General features: G+C 60.6%; 14 protein-coding genes. 7 read left to right on the forward strand and 7 right to left on the reverse strand.

What is annotated here, in order from left to right:
* Positions 1-246: 246 nt before the first annotated feature.
* Both AB0O97_RS19575 and AB0O97_RS19580 read left to right on the forward strand, forming a co-directional pair.
* A complete protein-coding gene (locus AB0O97_RS19575) occupies positions 247-876 on the forward strand; it encodes a hypothetical protein (RefSeq protein WP_363884900.1) in 630 nt (209 codons plus the stop codon).
* A 15-nt stretch (positions 877-891) separates the two neighbouring features.
* Positions 892-2,268 (forward strand): ice-binding family protein, encoded by a 1,377-nt coding sequence (locus tag AB0O97_RS19580; RefSeq protein WP_363884901.1) that lies wholly within the window; start codon positions 892-894, stop codon positions 2,266-2,268.
* A 1,101-nt stretch (positions 2,269-3,369) separates the two neighbouring features.
* Here AB0O97_RS19580 and AB0O97_RS19585 read toward each other — a convergent pair.
* Complete coding sequence (locus AB0O97_RS19585; protein ID WP_363841272.1) at positions 3,370-4,317, reverse strand: hypothetical protein; 948 nt, start codon at positions 4,315-4,317, stop codon at positions 3,370-3,372.
* A gap of 208 nt (positions 4,318-4,525) precedes the next feature.
* Between AB0O97_RS19585 and AB0O97_RS19590 the strand changes: the two genes are divergently transcribed.
* Entirely contained in the window at positions 4,526-6,211 is a 1,686-nt protein-coding gene (locus AB0O97_RS19590; protein ID WP_363841275.1) for a serine hydrolase domain-containing protein, read from the forward strand.
* Between the two features lie 284 nt (positions 6,212-6,495).
* Here the strand turns inward: AB0O97_RS19590 and AB0O97_RS19595 are convergent, their stop codons facing one another.
* Positions 6,496-8,235, reverse strand: a complete 1,740-nt coding sequence (locus AB0O97_RS19595; RefSeq protein WP_363841278.1) for an FAD-binding protein — start codon at positions 8,233-8,235, stop codon at positions 6,496-6,498.
* Positions 8,236-8,312: 77 nt separating this feature from the next.
* Here AB0O97_RS19595 and AB0O97_RS19600 point away from each other — a divergent pair, with 77 nt between their 5' ends.
* Together AB0O97_RS19600 and AB0O97_RS19605 are read left to right on the forward strand one after the other, a co-directional pair.
* Entirely contained in the window at positions 8,313-9,275 is a 963-nt protein-coding gene (locus tag AB0O97_RS19600; protein ID WP_363841281.1) for a LysR family transcriptional regulator, read from the forward strand.
* A 12-nt stretch (positions 9,276-9,287) separates the two neighbouring features.
* Complete coding sequence (locus AB0O97_RS19605; protein ID WP_363841284.1) at positions 9,288-10,517, forward strand: heparan-alpha-glucosaminide N-acetyltransferase domain-containing protein; 1,230 nt, start codon at positions 9,288-9,290, stop codon at positions 10,515-10,517.
* A 238-nt stretch (positions 10,518-10,755) separates the two neighbouring features.
* On the opposite strand, the gene AB0O97_RS19610 is transcribed toward AB0O97_RS19605, so the two are convergent.
* The 4 genes from AB0O97_RS19610 to AB0O97_RS19625 form a co-directional block, all read right to left on the reverse strand.
* Positions 10,756-11,325 carry a dihydrofolate reductase family protein gene (locus AB0O97_RS19610; protein WP_363841287.1) on the reverse strand — a complete coding sequence of 190 codons (570 nt, stop codon included), beginning with the start codon at positions 11,323-11,325 and terminating at the stop codon, positions 10,756-10,758.
* 511 nt (positions 11,326-11,836) lie between these two features.
* Positions 11,837-12,745, reverse strand: a complete 909-nt coding sequence (locus AB0O97_RS19615) for an MSMEG_6728 family protein (protein WP_363841290.1) — start codon at positions 12,743-12,745, stop codon at positions 11,837-11,839.
* Positions 12,746-13,448: 703 nt separating this feature from the next.
* Positions 13,449-13,865: a hypothetical protein gene (locus AB0O97_RS19620; protein ID WP_363884903.1), complete on the reverse strand. Its 417-nt coding sequence runs from the start codon at positions 13,863-13,865 to the stop codon at positions 13,449-13,451.
* A gap of 39 nt (positions 13,866-13,904) precedes the next feature.
* Positions 13,905-14,165 (reverse strand): hypothetical protein, encoded by a 261-nt coding sequence (locus AB0O97_RS19625; RefSeq protein ID WP_363841295.1) that lies wholly within the window; start codon positions 14,163-14,165, stop codon positions 13,905-13,907.
* Between the two features lie 189 nt (positions 14,166-14,354).
* Between AB0O97_RS19625 and AB0O97_RS19630 the strand changes: the two genes are divergently transcribed.
* Together AB0O97_RS19630 and AB0O97_RS19635 are read left to right on the forward strand one after the other, a co-directional pair.
* Positions 14,355-14,861 carry a GNAT family protein gene (locus tag AB0O97_RS19630; RefSeq protein ID WP_363884905.1) on the forward strand — a complete coding sequence of 169 codons (507 nt, stop codon included), beginning with the start codon at positions 14,355-14,357 and terminating at the stop codon, positions 14,859-14,861.
* 77 nt (positions 14,862-14,938) lie between these two features.
* Positions 14,939-15,391 (forward strand): Rieske (2Fe-2S) protein, encoded by a 453-nt coding sequence (locus tag AB0O97_RS19635; RefSeq protein WP_363841301.1) that lies wholly within the window; start codon positions 14,939-14,941, stop codon positions 15,389-15,391.
* Between the two features lie 155 nt (positions 15,392-15,546).
* Here AB0O97_RS19635 and AB0O97_RS19640 read toward each other — a convergent pair whose 3' ends face one another.
* Positions 15,547-16,545 carry an aldo/keto reductase gene (locus AB0O97_RS19640; protein ID WP_363884907.1) on the reverse strand — a complete coding sequence of 333 codons (999 nt, stop codon included), beginning with the start codon at positions 16,543-16,545 and terminating at the stop codon, positions 15,547-15,549.
* Between the last annotated feature and the right edge of the window lie 222 nt (positions 16,546-16,767).

A 16,767-nucleotide genomic window follows, 5' to 3' on the forward strand; every position in this document is an offset into this window, starting at 1 on the left:
AGGACACGGCACGGCTCTTAACTTCAGGGGTGTACTGCTTGGGCATGCTATCCATTCTCTCAATAGAAAACGGCACAAAACCCGGGACGATTCAGTTTTAATCCTGTTTATGTTGTTACTCTTATCCTGTAAGCGAAAAAGGCTTTTGGGGGGCTGGCAAGACTTCGGCCGTAATCGAGGTGGCTCCAGTTGGAGGACCGCGACCCTGGCCGCCTCTGCTCCGTACCCACCATCGAAGGTCTCTTTATGCGCACTCTTTCCGCTCCCACTGTCCGCTCTGCCCGTATTGTTGGCCTCGCGGCCGTCCCCGTGGCCATCCTTCTGGCTGGTGCCATGGTTTGGCAGGCCTCCGATGCCGCCTTCACCGCCACCACCCGCAACTCCGGCAACTCCTGGTCCACCGGCCAGGTCGCCCTAACCGATGACGACCTGGGCGCCGCGGCGTTCACTGCAGAGAACCTCGTTCCCGGTCAGACAGGTCAGAAGTGCATCGTGGTAACCTCCAACTCCACCGTCCCGGGCGAAGTCCGTGCTTACATGCAGAACCTTTCCCCCTCTGCTGCCGGTCTGGAGAGTCGCATCACCTTTCAGGTTGAGCGTGGCTCCGGCGGAACCTTCAACGACTGCACCGGGTTCACACCGATCCCGGGCGCACTTGCGCCCCAGCCCCTCAGTACTCTTGCTACCGTGAATAATAACTACACCAACGGTGGTGCTGAGTGGGAAACGGCTGGGACCGCGGGTGAAAGCGCCACCTACCGTGGAACCTGGACTTTCAATACCACGGGTATGAGCCAGCAGGAGATTGATGCTCTCCAGGGTTCGCGGACCAGTGTGGACATTGTGTGGGAATTGCAAAGCGATACCGCTAACTAGCATTTCCACTTTTCAGTGAGCAACGCAGCACGACGCCGGCAGCCTGCCCCGCCCCGCACACCGGGGTGGGGCAGGCTACTTGGCTTTGCCTTGGCCGAGGGCTACCTGGTGTTGATGGCCACTCTGGCTGCCTTCGCCCTTCTGCCTGTATTGTTCGGTTGGCACGCCACAGTCATCCAGACCGGGTCCATGGAACCGCACATCTCCCCTGGCGATGTGGCGGTAGTTTCACCTTGGGCCATGACCGACCCCGTACCCCTGGGTGGGGTCGTGCAGTACCGCAGCCCCGCCGCTGCCGAACCCTCTGGCATCGAACGGCTTCGTTTGCACCGCATCGTGGAGGCACGGGATGACGGAACGTTTACCACCGCAGGTGATGCGAATCAGGACGTCGACAGCAGTGCGCTGGAACGCCAGCAAATCACGGGGCAGGCGCGCCTCCTGGTACCGTTCATCGGTCTGCCGGGCTTTTGGCTCGCAACGGGAAAGACCATACCGCTCGTTGGATGGCTTCTGATCACCATTGCTGCCCTGGTCCTAGTTTCCAGGGGCCCTGGTCAAGGACGGACCCCACATACCGATGCCGAGGGCCCTGCACGCTCCGAAGCCGAGGACTTCGAAGAACCGCCGTCCACGACCCCTGCTCGTCGGGCCGTAGTGGCAGTGGTCGGATTGGTCGCCGCGGGCGTAATTCTTGGTACCAGGGTTTCCCCCTCCACAGCTGCTTTCACTGCCAGTACCCGGACCCGAAGCAGCTGGGGTGTAGCAAGCCTTCCGGTACTAACTCTGGGCAGAGCGGCGACCTACGTCCTGCTCGCCCACGGGAACATTCAGCACGACCCCCTTCTAGCTATAGGCACGGACATCACCGGAAACGTGGCCACAAGTCCCGGGACGAGGATCGATGGCTTCTGGCCGTGGGACATCACCGGCAGCAGTGACAAGAACACAACCGGTGCCCACAACGCCAAAATCGACGTTCTCAGCCTGTATTCGGCGCTGGAAAAGTACCCCACCACGGTCACTCGCGCCCCGGTACTTGCAGGCACCCTCACCCCCGGGGTATACACCAGCTCCACGGGCAGGTTCACCGTCAACGGCACACTGACCCTTGATGCCCGGGGAGACCCCAGCGCGCGATTCATCTTCCGCGCCGGAACCATCATCACCGCCGAGAACAGCACCATCGTGCTCACGCGTGGAGCACGGGCAGAGAACGTCTATTGGCGCAGTACCGGAGCAGTCACCCTAGGGCCGTCAAGCACCGCCCGCGGCACCTTCCTAGCTAACACAGATGCCGCGATCCAATCCCGCGCCACCCTCGTAGGCCGACTGTACAGCTGTGCCGGTTCCATTTCGGTCACCCGCGCCACCATCAGCACCCCCGCCTGATACCGCTTACTAAATTCTGCACGAAAGTGGGGAAACAGCACTCTGGGAAGATCCTTGGGCCTAAAATCCCGGCGCGTAATGGTCATACAGGTAAACGCACAATTGCAGCACAGAAAACTGGCGGCATAATTTCCGGGACGGTTCACCACTGCCCGGCCACGACGCCCACGCAGCTGATGAGGAAGTTGTTGGCGGACCTCGGTCAGGGTCTGATTCGCGAGTTTGATCAAGCGGAATTTGATGAAAGGGGAATAGTCAACGGAAACGGCGGCGCGGGGTAGCCACAAGCTCAGTGCTATGCGGAACGTTGCTGAGGCCCGGGGCTGGACCGGGGAAGGTTGGTGTGCGGGACATCGAAGCCCTCACTCCCCGCCATAAGAAAAACCCCAGCCTGACCCAGAAAGTGTCAGAATGCTCGTCGGGTACCAGTCGCTGGCCACCGCTGACGGCTTCGCAATCTCAAAGGCATCCACCAGTGCCCTGGCGTGGTTCTCAGGCGTAAAATAGTATCCACGGACGGTAACATACACTGCCCCGAGAAGGATCTCTGATGAACCTGCATTCACAGATTTCGCGGTCAACCCCCGACAACGTCAATGGCTCCAGCCGTGTCACTCATCTTTTACCCATCTAATTCAACCGAAAACTACGGCGATCAGTGACATGTCGTAGTCGCCAAAAAGGACGAAACTTCCCGAAAAGACACCAATTTTGATAGCCATCAGCACCCCGTGACATCCAGATGGTGAGATTCTCTTGGTCGTGGGTTCAATTCCCGCCCGCGGAACAAAAATACCTCTGACCTGCGGTTTCATTCCGCAGGTCAGAGTTGCCTAAGGCAAAACTCTGGCCGAACTCCCCTATTTAACGCCACAGCTCAGAAATTGACGGTCGCTTCCCAGGTAGTGGCGTAGTTTCCTGGGTTCCGAGCGTCCGATCGTCTACATGGGGAGCCACCGTGGGATGGTCAGTGAGAACCGATCAAAGCTACTCACAAAGGACACAAACCACGGTGGCTCAAGACCAGTCTGCCTTGCTCGAACTCTTGACTCAACTGAATTACGATCACTCATAACACGGCGGCTGCGAGGAGGCCGCCGCTCAGCGTGTGGTGGGCTTCCCGTCCGCGGCCCAGGCGACACCCAAGGCGAACAAGGTTGACACGCCGTACTGCTCCATCGCCGCCGCAATGCGACGCCGCCCCGTTCGCGGGTTGATCCCGAGTCGCCGAGATGCCGCGTCGAGAGTGAGGCCCTGCTTCATCAGCGCAAGCAGCGGCGCCCACGGCTGCTGCAGCCCACCGATCGGCTCGCCGCGACGCCAGAGCTCGCGGAACAGGCTTCGGCCAAGCTCGGCCAGGGCCGCGCTCCGGACTCCGACCACACTGGACGGCCATCCCTCGCCCCATTCGATCGGCAATGCGAGCACCTCGCCGTCGATCCAGAACCAGCTTGGAAGATCGTCGAGCAGGCGGAACTCCACCCCGACGGCCTCGTAGCGCTCGGCAATCGCCACGAGCCGGGCGTCCCCTGCCATCGAACGTGGGAGCAGCGCCCGCACCGACCGCTTGCCGGCGAACATCTCCGCAAAACGGCCGGCGCGAGCGGGATCGGTCTGCAGATAGCGTCCGAGATCGGGCAGCACCGACCAGGCGGTGTCGCTCCCCTCCCGCGCGATGTCGTACCAGAGGTCTTCTGCCGCCCGCGGCCCATGCCGCACGAAAACGGGTACGAGATCACCGGATGCCTCGCCCGCAGCCCAGTGACGCAGCAGGGCTGGCAGGTCTGCGACGAGCGCCTCGATTCGCGAGGCGGCCTCGTCCGCCGCCTGCCGCATCTCACGCACTTCGCGTTTGACGACGTCGGCCGTCCACATCGCCGGCATCGCATACGCGATCGTGCCATCACGAACCGAGATCGCACCTGCCCGCGCAAGACGCTCGACGGCGTCGGCAACCTCACCCTCGTCCGTGTGCACTGTGGTGGCGAGCTCCGCCACCGTCACAGGGCGGCTGCTGTAGATCAGTTCGAGCAGTTTGCTATCTTCCATGTCCACCTCCGGAGCGCCCGTAGACACCATTATGGCGCAGGTGACCGGTTCCGGACGTCCTCAAGGGGTCAAGTCCGGAAGCGGCAGTTGTTTTGTCCGCTTCCGTCCATCCACACTTGTCTCTAGGGGGGGACCGGGATCCATGGCTTCACATGCGCGTCTGGGAAGCCATGGGTCCGCTCAGAGGTAGTCAACCGGAGGCAGCGGCATGAACAGCATGAGCAGCACAAACAAGGGCGTCGGACGCATTGTCGCCTTCTCTACGGTGGCAGCACTCGCTCTGGCAATGACGGCGTGCACCGCGGGTACAGCGGGTACGGCCGGGAAAAAGCCGTCCTCGAGCGGGCCCGCCGTCACACTCGGCCAATTCCCCGACCAGGACGTCATCGAGCTCTACACGGATCGTGACACGGCAGTGGCCGCAGCCGTCCATGCGCTTCCCAAGTACATCAAAAACGCGCTCAAGCAGACTGGAGTACCCGGAGCGGGCGTCGCCGTCGTCTCGAACGGGAAGGTCGTGTTCGAAAAGGGATACGGTGTGCGGGACCTGACCACGAAGAAGCCCGTCGACGTCAACACGGTGTTTCAGATCGCGTCGTTGTCCAAGCCCCTCTCGTCGAGCATTGTGGCCAAAGCAATCACCGAAGACACCGACCTGTCCTGGGAAGATCCGGTGGTCAAATACCTCCCCGACTTCGCGCTTAAAGATCCGTATGTGACCGAGCATGGAAAGATCGCCGACTTCTTCTCGCACCGCACCGGCATTCCAACCGGTGCCGGCGATGACCTCGAGGACATCGGCTTCGATGTCGATTACATCATGTCCCACATGAACCAGATTCCCCTAGCGTCGTTCCGCGACACGTACCAATACTCCAACTTCGGACTGACGGTGGGCGGCGAGGCGGTCGCGGCGTCGCGCGGGCAAACCTGGGCGCAGACCGCGCACGATCTGCTGTACGAGCCGCTCGGCATGACTTCCACGACCACCGTCCACGACCAATACCTTGCCTCAGATGATCGCGCAGCCATGCACGCGCGCACCGGAGATGGAAAGTACGAGCAGCTGTTCGACCGTGACGCCGATGCCGAGGCGCCTGCCGGAGGCGTCGCATCCACAGCCGGCGACATTGCGAAGTGGATGAACATGGTGCTGGCCAACGGCGAGGTCGACGGCGCTGAATTCATCGACCCGCTCGTACTCGCAAAGACCTATTCCGCGCACTCGATCACCGGCGGCGACGCCCAGAACCTGACAGCGCGCACCTCGCACTACGGCTTCGGCACGAACGTCGGCGCCACCGTGGCAGGCCGCGTCAACATCAGCCACTCCGGCGCCTTCGGATGGGGTTCCGCCACCAACGCCACGATGATCCCCGATCTGAACCTCGGCATCGTCGTGCTCACGAACGGAGCGCCGTCGGGAGTTCCGGAGGCGATCGCTTCAGAGTTCGTCGACCTCGTACAGTTCGGCGCGGAGACGCGCCCCTGGCTGGACCTGATGGCCGGCTTCTTTGAGAACTTCGACGACCCGGCGGGCGACCTCGTCGACCAGGAGCCGCCCGAAGATGCCGCGGCAGCGGGTCCGGCCGGCGACTACGTCGGCACCTACACGAGCCCCTACTTCGGCAACTTCGTGGTGACCGAGAAGAACGGCACCCTCACCGGCGCGCTCGGCCCCCAGGGCGGCTACACGTTCACGATCGATCCGTGGAACGGCGACACGCTGTCGTTCGTGCCGACCGGTGAGAATGCGCTCCCCGGTTCACTCTCCTCTGCGGTCTTCGTACGCGAGGGCGAGCAGATTACGGGGGTCACCCTGACGTACTTCAACAAGTTCCCGGGCGAGGGGCAGGAACCGAACGGGCTCGGCGTCTTCACCCGGGCCGACTGATACTCGATCCGCCGGTAGTTGCGTTGGATGCGCGACGGTTTAAGCAGAGAATGCCCTTCTCCTCGGGAAAATAGTACTTGTCTAAGGAACTATTTTCCCGAGGAGAAGGGCATCTCGTAGAGGCACCTTGTCTCTTGGCCGCCACAACGTGTCAGCCATTCTCGCTGAACCGAATCTCGTGTCGGCCGCGGGTCTGCGTCAGCCGGCGGAAACTGGTGTGTAGTCAATAGTTGGAGGGGTTGAGTACTGCTGTCCGCGGCAGGTGATCGATTCGACGTCGATACTCATTCCACGAGCTTACCTACCGTCGAAACTTCCTGAATGAGCCCGCGAATCTCGTCGGAGATTGCTGGGATTTCCTCACGAACGACCCCCGTAGAAGGGGACCAAACGAGGTTGACCGCAAGCTCCGGATCAATGGCCGGGTAGTCGCTGCGGTTGTGGCAACCACGAGATTCACGCCGTTCGAGGGCAGTCTCCAGGGTGGCCCGTGCGGCCAACGCAGAACCCATCAGATCAAAAGCATGAGCCAAATCCTGGTAGCCCGCAATATCAGGGTGGATCCCCACATGCTCCATTCGTTCCTCGATGTCCGCCAGCCTTGCCAGCCCCGCCTTCAGTCCGTCCTCGTCGCGGACCACGCCTGCGTGTTCGGTCATCATGTCGCGGATTGCCCGCTGCAGCGCACGCACATTCTCCTCCCCATCAGCAGCCAACAGCCCGTCGATTTCTCCGCGGGCCTGCGCCAGGGCCTCGGCGGATCGAGGCTGGTGATCCAAGGATGCTGAGTATGCAGCAGCTGCCTGACCAACGATCCGTCCGAAGACCATCAATTCGATCAGCGAGTTGCCGCCCAAACGGTTAGCGCCGTGCAGTCCGCTCGATGCCTCGCCGATTGCATACAATCCGGCCACATCGGTGCTGTGATCCTCAGGCTTCACCCATACCCCTCCCATCGAATAGTGGGCTGTTGGTGCGATCTCGATCGGTTCACGAGTTATGTCGAGCATCTGCACTTCCATCATTGTCTGATAGACCCTCGGCAGGCGCTCCATGATTGTCTGCCGAGGCAAGTGGGATACGTCCAACCACACGCCACCTTTCTCTGTTCCGCGCCCCTCCTTGATTTCCGTGTAAGCAGCCAACGCCACCCGATCGCGGCTGGAGAGTTCCTTGCGCACTGGGTCATAGCGTTCCATGAACCGTTCGCCCAGTGCGTTGCGCAGCACTCCGCCCTCGCCGCGAGCCGCTTCGGAAATCAGTGTTCCGGCCGCACCTTCTGGTTCGATGATCCCCGAGGGATGGAACTGCACCAGTTCAGGATCCCGCAATCGAGCTCCGGCGTCGACGGCCAGCCGGAATGAATCACCCGTGTTTTCGTCGCGGCGCGAGGAGGTGCGACGCCAGATCCTGTTGTGGCCGCCAGCGGCCAGGATTACCGCGTCAGCATGAATCACGTAGCGGATGCCCGAGTTAATATCGAATCCATAGGCACCGAAGACCTGGTTGTCCTTTACCAGCAATCGAGTGACATAGAAGGAATCCATGATGGGAATATCGAGTTGCTCGCTGCGTCGTACCAGCGTGCGCTGGATTTCCAAGCCCGTATAGTCGCCGGCAAACGCGGTCCGACGGAATTTATGGGCACCAAAGAACCGCTGAGAGATGCGACCATCGTCTTCCCTGGCGAAGCCCATGCCATAGCGCTCTAGATCCTCTATTCCACGTGCTGCACCGCGCGCCACGATTTCCACGGTTTTTGGGTTGGCCAGGTAGTAGCTTTCTTTGATGGTGTCGGCAGCGTGCTGCTGCCAGGAGTCTTCTTCATCCATGGTGCCGAGGGCTGCGTTGATGCCGCCCGCCGCCAGGGAAGTGTGCGCGTCATTGCGGGGGCGCTTACCCACCGCCAGCACGTCGACTCCCAATTCTGCAAGCTCGATCGCCGCACGTAACCCGGACCCACCCGTACCGATAATGAGGACTGAAGTGGAGATCTTCTTTTCTTTAACTGTGTCAGTTGCCATGGTTTCAACGCTAGAAACAGCCCGACGATTAGTCCAATGAATTATTCGAGTCATATCGATGCATATATGCTATCGACATGAACTTGGAACAGTTGCAAAGTTTTATCGAAGTTGCCAGGACCGGCCATTTCACGCGAGCTGCCGCCCAACTTCACCTGGCACAGCCCTCCCTGAGCCGCCAGATTTCCACTCTTGAACAGGACCTCGGATCCGAACTCTTTCATCGTGCCCGGGGCAACATCACACTCACCGCCGCCGGCGAAGCGCTCCTTCCATTGGCCCAGCGGATGCTCGCGGACGCCGAAACCGTAAGACAGGAGATGCAGGAGCTTGCCGGGTTGCACAAAGGGCGGGTCCGGCTGGGGGCTCCTCCATCTCTATGCATCAGCATGGTGCCCGAAGTCCTGGGATCCTTCCACCGAAACCACCCGGGTATCGAGCTTCATCTCAGCGAAGCCGGTTCCCGGGATCTCTTGACTCAACTTGCCGGCGGCACCCTCGATCTAGCGCTTGTAGTGACCTCCCAAGACGGTACAGCTATGACAAGCAGCCTCGAGAGCATTCCACTGCTGCGGGAGGACTTGGTGGTGATCACAGCCACCAACGATGCCTACTTTGCGGACAAGAACACGATCACGCTCGCCGAGTTGGCGGACGTTCCGCAAATCGTTTTTGACCAAAGCTACGACCTACGCAGGACCACCATGGATGCCTACCGGTCTCATGAACTGAACCCAAATGTGGTTCTCGAAGGCGCCGAAATGGACGCAGTGTTGCGACTTGTTGAACTCGGACTGGGAGCAGCCGTCGTACCAGCCATGGTCCGCTTAGACCGGCCGAGTCTCCGGTCCGTTCCATTGACCGCACCTAGTCTTACGCGCACCCTCAGCCTGGCTCATCGGAAAGACGTCAGTCTTACCCGCGCCGCGAAAGCCATGCAGGAACTCATCATGAGCACAGCAACAGAGTTTGCTTCACGCGGCGCCGGCATTAAGAGGCTGAATCAGCTGAAACGGCCCTCGATCACACCGGACAGATGAGAGGATCGCTACATGAGCAACCCCCGGCTACGTAATCGCCGGCTGGTCGAGAGCTTCAAGACGAACCTCATCCGGCTCGAACCGCCGCACCGGCTGCCCGGCATCGATCTGGCCCGCGGGTTCGCCATCTTCGGCATGTTCGCGGCGCACCTCGCCGTCATCGCGCCGTTGGAATGGGGCCGGGGTGAGACGTGGTCGGGCATAGTCTCTGGCCGTTCATCTATCCTCTTTGCCACCCTCGCCGGTGTCTCCTTGGCGCTCGTCACGGCTGCCGCGACTTCCCGGAAGAACAATGACGATGCACCAACCCGCCGGTGGGGAACACGGACGGAGCTCGCGCTTCGGGCAATACTCATCTGGGTCCTCGGCATAACCCTCGACGGACTCGAGGTTCCAATATTCGTCATCCTGCCCGCCTACGCCATCCTCTTCCTGATTGGCATACCGCTGCTGCGTCTGCCTGCGAGCACCCTGTTCATGCTCGCCATGTTGCTGGCCCTGACCATGCCCTTTGTCGTCATGACGATCGACTACAACGTGGCAAACATCTCCGACCAACAGGAAATCGAGGATGTCCTGCGGATGCTGGGCTGGAACTACCCATTTCTTCTGTGGACGGCCTTCATCGCCGCGGGGATGGGGGCCGGTCGAGTGCTAAGCGCAGGTCCCCATCGTGCCTGGATCCTCCTCGTTGTTGGAGCGGGGTTCGCATTTGTCGGCTACGGAATTATCGGCCCCATTGGCAATCGGGTGATTGCATCAGACAGCTTCGTCAACGAAGATGCCTGGTCGGATGCATGGATTCAGTCGGTGATGCAAGACGGACCCCATTCCTCCGGCGTCGGAGAGGCTCTCGGTTCGGGCGGCTTCGCACTTGCAGTGATCGGAGTGTGCACGCTGATCGGCGCGACTCCAATGCGTTGGCTGCTCTGGCCCATCCGCGCCGCCGGATCGATGCCCCTGACAGCTTATGTTTCGCACATCATCGTCTGGGCGGTGTGGATTTCGGTCGAGAGCGGGCACGACCCGAATCTCGACCCTTGGACCGACTTCCGAGAACTTGCCCCCTTCTGGCCTATGACCATCGGAGTGCTCATCGGTTGCTCATCGTGGGCAGCACTGGTCGGCAAAGGACCGATGGAGGCGCTGCTCGGTGCACTGACGTCCGGCCGGCAACTCCGACGCACCAGAACACATCCGCCACGGCCGCCTGACTCGGGTCCGGGAACGTCTTCCAGGTAGGGGAACGTGGCTCGACACTCTGCGAAGCACACGAAAAGCGGTCCGGTCTTGGCACAGGTCCCGATCCTTTCATGTGTTGACACCTAGACCGAGCAGCGAGCTCAGCGTTCTTGCGGGATGCCGGAGCGTGACGTTGATCGAGTATCGAAGTGGTCTAATCTGGTTGCCCTCCCCTGAGTCGCAGCTGCGCTTTCACACCATCAGGAGGCAGCTGCCAACGATCAAAGACAGGACCACGTCATGCTGTTGCTGGCGTGGGCCGGTATCGCATGGCGACGGCTCCCGACCGGAACTCGTGGCGATCTACGAGCTCGAGTTGGATTCGTTCACGGAGCCCTGCGAGCAACGTCGGCCCGTGTCCGGCAAGGACTGGCTGTACGAGGAACTCATACTCGTCAATCAGTCCCAGGTCTGCCAATGCCAGCGGAAGCGTCACGCCACCCACCCACAGCCCCTCGCCGGGCTCTTGCTTGAGTCGCTGAACCTCTCGCGCCAAGTCGCCTCGCACCAGCTCGGCATTCCAATCGACCCCGCCCAGCGTGCTCGAAACAACGTATTTCTTCGCCCGGTCGATGGTCTCGGCGAACGGGATCTGCCACTCATCCATCCAGCCAGGCCATGTACCCGTTGCCGGCTGCCGCCACGCCGACTCCATCGTCTCGTAGGTCACCCGGCCGAAGAGTAGGGCATCGGCGCGCTCCATCTCTGCGGTCCAGTAGCGCATCGACTCGTCGTCGGGCGCGAGTCCTGCCTCGTGATGGCAGCAACCGTCGAGCGTGACGTTGATCGAGTATCGAAGTGGTCTCATCTCGTTGCTCTCCCCTGATGCTCACCTGCGTTTTCTCCGGATCATCCTCAGACTACTGTCGGCGCCAAGCTGACGCCATGGTTATATCGCAGCTGAACTTCCGGCAAACTAGTGGGACTGCAACCACGTTAATGGTCGCAACTCACACTGCGCATCATCCCTCTCCTTGCTCACAGTTCACTTTTCGAGGGGTGCGCATCAGCTGTGGCTTCGATGAAGGTACGCGTGGTGAAACAGGTTCAAATGGGGATTTGCCCGTGTTTAGGCAGGCTCGCGGTGTTCTCGGCTTCCTAAAATGAGTCAGACTCCGCTGTCGGTCCAGTGCTTCTGACGCATTTCATCGGACGACGGCGGGCGCCCTCGCCAGCGTTGTGGTGAGGGCGCCCGGGCTGAAAACAACCGGCTAAGACCCCGATCGGGAAGGCAGGCTCAACAGTGGGGCATTGTGAACGAGTACGTCAGGTGCTGCCGTTCAGGTTGCCAGCGCTCTTCGTGGCCCACCGCCCTGTCGTTACTGGGCGGGGATCGGGAAGAATACCCGCGGATCCTGCAAGAGCGCAGGGTTGTCGAAGTCCGCGCGGTCAAGGATCTGCTCAACTTCGAAGTTGCGCCCAAAGCGGCCGTCATCGAGCGTGATCGGCCGGCCTTGGAGCTTGCCCAGCGCAAACCTGGCACCATCCTCAAAGGGGATCAGCACCGTGGTGTTGCCGGGCAGGGTCCTGAATGCCTCATCCTGTAGCTTGCGATTTCGAGTGGGCTTCTTCGTCTTCTGCACGGGTGCCTTGCGGGCACCCTTGGCCACAGCTTTACGCGACTTTTCGTCGACCTGGGTGACGTCGCCGCCGTCGTTCTTCTCGTTTTGAGGCTTGGCCTTGCCCCATGCCGGCATCCCGACTTTGTCGATCTTTTCCGGGTCAACGTCGCCTACCGGGGCGCGCAGAACCCACACGAAGTCCTCACGAGGATCCTCGGGAAGGATTTCTCTCCGGGGCTCGGGCCAGAGCAATTCCAAATCCGTGGGGGTGTCGGCAAAAACCGCATCATAGAAGCGCGGGTCCTTCTGAATCAGCCTGGAACGGTGACTTGCATGAAAATCAGGGTCACCCAGCCACGACGGCATGGAGATCTTGTCCGCATAGTCGGGGTGGGCGGCCTGCGGGGCGAACTCCTTGATGCTCTCCCGGGTGTTGTCCGGGTGGCCGCGGGCGATCCATTCGTCGGCGATGGCCAGGGCGTACATGGTGAGAGCCGGAACATGCCCCATCCACATGCGGACGGCGGGGTGCTCCTGCCGGCCGTATCCAGGAATCACCAGCGTACGGAGAATTTGCAGCGCTTCAACACGCTGTTTTCCTAGCCTTGTCGTGTCCAGAGCGGCGGCACTCTGCTGAAAGTCGGGGTATGGGAGGAAAGTCTGCATGCATTCAGTCTGACGGCCCGGGCGCCGTCTGCCAATTGCAAGGCCCCTTCAGCGGCGGAGATTTCCCCCACAGTCAAGCGCAGCAAACCCAAGCCCGGCCGCTCCAGCTGTGCGTCCCGGCCGCGGAAGGCAGCTATTCCGGCGAGTCCCCGCCCTCTCAGTGGCTGGGCATGCCGTAGTGGTTTGCGATCAGTTCCACTGTGCGTGCCTGGGCGCGGCGCACATGTCCCCCAACCACCAACATCAGCTCATCAGCTCTCATCTGCCGGTGGAGTTCCTCCAAACCCTCTGCGACTTGGGCGGCAGTTCCATGATTGGAAGTTGAGAAGCTGGATGCTGTAGCCCACTTCGTCGACGGCATGAAACGCGAACTCGTCAAAAACACCACTTTGCAGACGCAATGCGCGCAACAACTCTCGGCAGCACTTCCGCGCCAGCCCTGACCTGGCGCACGCTGTCACAACAGCTGTGTCCGCCGCCTTGGATAGCCACACCAGCCTGAGCCTTCAGGCTCCGGGCAGCAAGGAAAAAATGAAGGTGCTATTGGAGATGCTCAGCTCACCGATATACGAGGAACTGCAAAGTCAGGCCTCAACGAGTTGGCTACTGACTTCCTAGTACTTACGTGTTGGAAATGCGCCTCTTCGCGTTCCTGACCATCTGGGCGCTGGGATTGGCCAGTACCGCCAAAACAGCACATTATTCACACTGCTCGAGCCAATTCAGCGATCCGCGTCCAAGGCAGATGCTGGCGAAGAACTCCCGGGCGTTTTCGAGGGTTAGCTTCAGCCCGGGCCGCATCCGCAGCGGTCTGAACCACCTTTAAATCTTCGCCTAGGGCCTCGGCCATCCATACGAAAGCTGCCGGGCAAAGCAGCCGGTTGTATGTGGTGCGCGCACTGGCGTTCGGGACCTTTCGACTGAACGGTCCGCTTCCTTGACTGTTCTGGCCCTGAAACCAGGTCACCATATGCTCCTGCTGACTCGACCACCAGGCACGCTGAAGTTGTGGACAGTCACGCTCATAGGAGTCCGAGACTGGCAGGTGCGGTTCAAGTGACAGCAGCACGCGAGCAAACTCGTCTACATGGAAATCTTCTTCTAAGTGGTTAATGGTCATCCTCTTTACCTGCATCCACTTACCTGCATCGAGCAACGTTCACAGACCCGGTAGCGTAAAGCCTGTATCTGGGCTCCAGTCAACCTCGGATTCGTCGAGATTCACATTCCACGTAGCGTCGGGAACCACGCTGCGCACTGAAGTCAAAGCATCCAGCATGTACTCCAGAGAAGGGAACATGTCTTCAAAATCAGCGGGCAGCTTCGTGGACCCCTCAATTTCCGTTCGTGTCTCACCATCAGAGCTGTAGAAGTCCAAGGGCTCTAATTCGAAGGGATTGGCCGCATTCGCTTTTGCCATCACTTTTTGCATCGCCGATATCTCGTCGACGGTAAAAGGGTTCGACCGTGTAACAGATAGAAGCGCTCACCTAGGCGATTGACGACGAGGCTGACCGGGCAACACCCGCCGTCAATGACCACGAATGGTAAGTTACGCGGCTACCGTTGACAGGTGTTTAAACCTAGGAAACTTCAAGAAGATATCAGTATGCGGCTCATGCGCGTCAGCGATGCCGCAGAGCTTGCCGCTGCCTACTCACGCAACCGTGACCACCTTGCCTATTGGGATCCGGCACGCTCGGCGGAGTTCTACACCGAGGAATGGCAGGCCGCAGATATCGCCAGCCGGCTTGTCGCGCATGACGCTGGGGTAGATCATCTCTTTGGCCTGTTTACTGGCGATGAAATCGTTGGCCGGTTCAACTTGACCGGTATTGTGCGTGGCCCCTTCCAGAGCAGCAGTCTGGGTTACTGGGTGGACAGTCGCTACACAGGCCGAGGGTTGGCATCATCCGCCGTCCAAGCGATCATAGACACTGCGCGTGAGGATCTGGGCCTACACCGCATCGAAGCGAGTACCCTCCTGGACAACATTGGCTCACAGCGAGTGCTGCTGAAAGCAGGATTCCAGCAGATTGGCATGGCCCCGCAGTATCTGAAGATTGCTGGCACATGGCAAGACCACAACCTCTACCAAATTCTCCTGCACGGCTGAGACCCCAGCTGAGGCCATGCACTGTGGACCCGTTCCTCGTTTCGCTTTCTTTCAGCTTCAACTGAAAGAATGAAGACATGACTGTTGAGCCTTCCCTGACCCGCCGATCCACCCTACGCGTAACCACAGCCGCCACTGGCGCTGCCTGCGCACTCGCCTTGGTGGGCTGCTCGCCGTCGGCCAGTGACATCCGCAGCAAGGGCAAAACCCCGGCCGAAATTCCCACTGGCGGCACCGCCCACCAGGTGGGCAAGCTGAGCGAACTCCCCGTCGGAGGTACCGCTGCAGCCACGGCCGGGGACGTTGAAGTCATGCTGTTCCGCCCCGACGAAACCACCGTCATGGCCTACACGGACATCTGCACCCACGCTGGCTGCAAGGTGGCCCCACACGGCGAAGACTTCAAATGCCCCTGCCACAGCACCATCTTCAAGGGAAGCGATGGCACAGTGGTGTCCGGCCCCGCCAAGGAAGCCCTGCCCCGTTACGCCGCCGCCATCGACGGCGAATGGATCACCGTTTCCGTCTAAGACCCGGCAAAGCAACACGTTCGAAACAGGGACACGAGAAGTTTGCTGCTGCGTACTGTTAACTGCCAATGGTGCGCCACTTTGAAAGAGGCGCACCATTGGCAGTTAACGGGCCGCAGCAGTAGCGGCTTGAGCTCCCCAGCTCCGAGAAGAGGCTAGAACAAGGCCACCTTCGGCGTCCGCGGGAAGATCTGATCCAACTCGGCCAAGTCCTCGGCCGTCGGCTTCCAGCTGGCGGCCGCAGCATTCTGGCGCACCTGCTCTGGCTTGGTGGCCCCGGCAATGACACTAGCTACGGCAGGCTGGGCTGCCAGCCACGAGAACGCCACCTGAACCTCAGTCAGCTCACGGGCCGCAGCGAACGCGCTAAAGGCCCCGAACTGGTCCTGGTCAGCCTCGCTCACTAGGTGCTGACGCGTGTGTGAGAGTCGGCTCCCGGCAGGTACGGCACCACCCTTGTACTTGCCCGTCAGCAGCCCATTGGCCAGCGGGAAGTACGGCATGACACCCAGCCCGTAGGCCTCGGCGGCAGGCGTCACCTCCAGCTCAGCGCGACGGTCCAGCAGATTGTAGTGATTCTGGCTGGCCACAAACCGTTCTGTGCCTAGCGCGCGTGCTGTGTGTTCGGCGTCGGCCATCTGCCAACCAGCCAAATTTGAATGGCCAATGTACCGGACCTTGCCGGATTGCACGAGGCCATCCAGCGCCGAAAGCGTCTCAGCCATAGGCGTGTGCGCATCGGGGGTGTGGTAGTAAAACAGGTCCAGATAGTCGGTGTTGAGCCGCCGCAAGGAGGCCTCGACCGACTGCAAAATGTACTTCCGCGAACCGCGACGTCCCCAATCCACGCCGTTGGCACCCTGGGCATCCATCCCAAACTTGGTGGCCACCACAACCTCGTCCCGGTGCGCACCGAGCGCCTTACCCAGGATCGTTTCACTGAGCCCAGGCGTCATGCCATAGACATCGGCCACATCGAAGTGCGTGATGCCCGCATCCAAGGCTGCATGCACGACGGCGCCACTGCCCTCTTGCGTTTGTGTCACCGTGCCGCTGCGGCCCAGATTGTTGCAGCCAAGCCCCACGGCAGAAACCGTTAGTCCCGAGCGGCCCACCTGGCGGTATTCAATGTTGTTGTCATTGTTCTGCGTCATAGTTCAACCTTAGTCAATCTCAGACACTTCTCTCCCCCGGCAGGCACTCCCAGTAGGCTCCCCCACCGGACGCTAGCGCAGCAACCCTTCGTGTCAGCCTTGGGTGAGAGAGTTTTTCTCATTCAGTGTTGGTTGGGCAGGAGGAGTTAATTGTTCATGGATATTCCGCAGCGGCCATCACGGCAGTCCCATTTCTTGCCATCGGAGCGGTGGGCTTTGTTG

The sequence above is a fragment of the Specibacter sp. NPDC078692 genome (genome assembly GCF_040686835.1).
Taxonomy (GTDB): domain Bacteria; phylum Actinomycetota; class Actinomycetes; order Actinomycetales; family Micrococcaceae; genus Specibacter.

What these genes read in the sequence shown, in the direction of transcription:
- AB0O97_RS19595 (WP_363841278.1), bottom strand. Translation starts at nt 8,235, where the DNA reads ATGGCAACTGACACAGTTAAAGAAAAGAAGATCTCCACTTCAGTCCTC.
- AB0O97_RS19640 (WP_363884907.1), bottom strand. Translation starts at nt 16,545, where the DNA reads ATGACGCAGAACAATGACAACAACATTGAATACCGCCAGGTGGGCCGC.
- AB0O97_RS19630 (WP_363884905.1), top strand. Translation starts at nt 14,355, where the DNA reads ATGCGGCTCATGCGCGTCAGCGATGCCGCAGAGCTTGCCGCTGCCTAC.
- AB0O97_RS19620 (WP_363884903.1), bottom strand. Translation starts at nt 13,865, where the DNA reads ATGACCATTAACCACTTAGAAGAAGATTTCCATGTAGACGAGTTTGCT.
- AB0O97_RS19625 (WP_363841295.1), bottom strand. Translation starts at nt 14,165, where the DNA reads ATGGCAAAAGCGAATGCGGCCAATCCCTTCGAATTAGAGCCCTTGGAC.
- AB0O97_RS19615 (WP_363841290.1), bottom strand. Translation starts at nt 12,745, where the DNA reads ATGCAGACTTTCCTCCCATACCCCGACTTTCAGCAGAGTGCCGCCGCT.
- AB0O97_RS19590 (WP_363841275.1), top strand. Translation starts at nt 4,526, where the DNA reads ATGAACAGCATGAGCAGCACAAACAAGGGCGTCGGACGCATTGTCGCC.
- AB0O97_RS19610 (WP_363841287.1), bottom strand. Translation starts at nt 11,325, where the DNA reads ATGAGACCACTTCGATACTCGATCAACGTCACGCTCGACGGTTGCTGC.
- AB0O97_RS19575 (WP_363884900.1), top strand. Translation starts at nt 247, where the DNA reads ATGCGCACTCTTTCCGCTCCCACTGTCCGCTCTGCCCGTATTGTTGGC.
- AB0O97_RS19585 (WP_363841272.1), bottom strand. Translation starts at nt 4,317, where the DNA reads ATGGAAGATAGCAAACTGCTCGAACTGATCTACAGCAGCCGCCCTGTG.
- AB0O97_RS19635 (WP_363841301.1), top strand. Translation starts at nt 14,939, where the DNA reads ATGACTGTTGAGCCTTCCCTGACCCGCCGATCCACCCTACGCGTAACC.
- AB0O97_RS19600 (WP_363841281.1), top strand. Translation starts at nt 8,313, where the DNA reads ATGAACTTGGAACAGTTGCAAAGTTTTATCGAAGTTGCCAGGACCGGC.
- AB0O97_RS19605 (WP_363841284.1), top strand. Translation starts at nt 9,288, where the DNA reads ATGAGCAACCCCCGGCTACGTAATCGCCGGCTGGTCGAGAGCTTCAAG.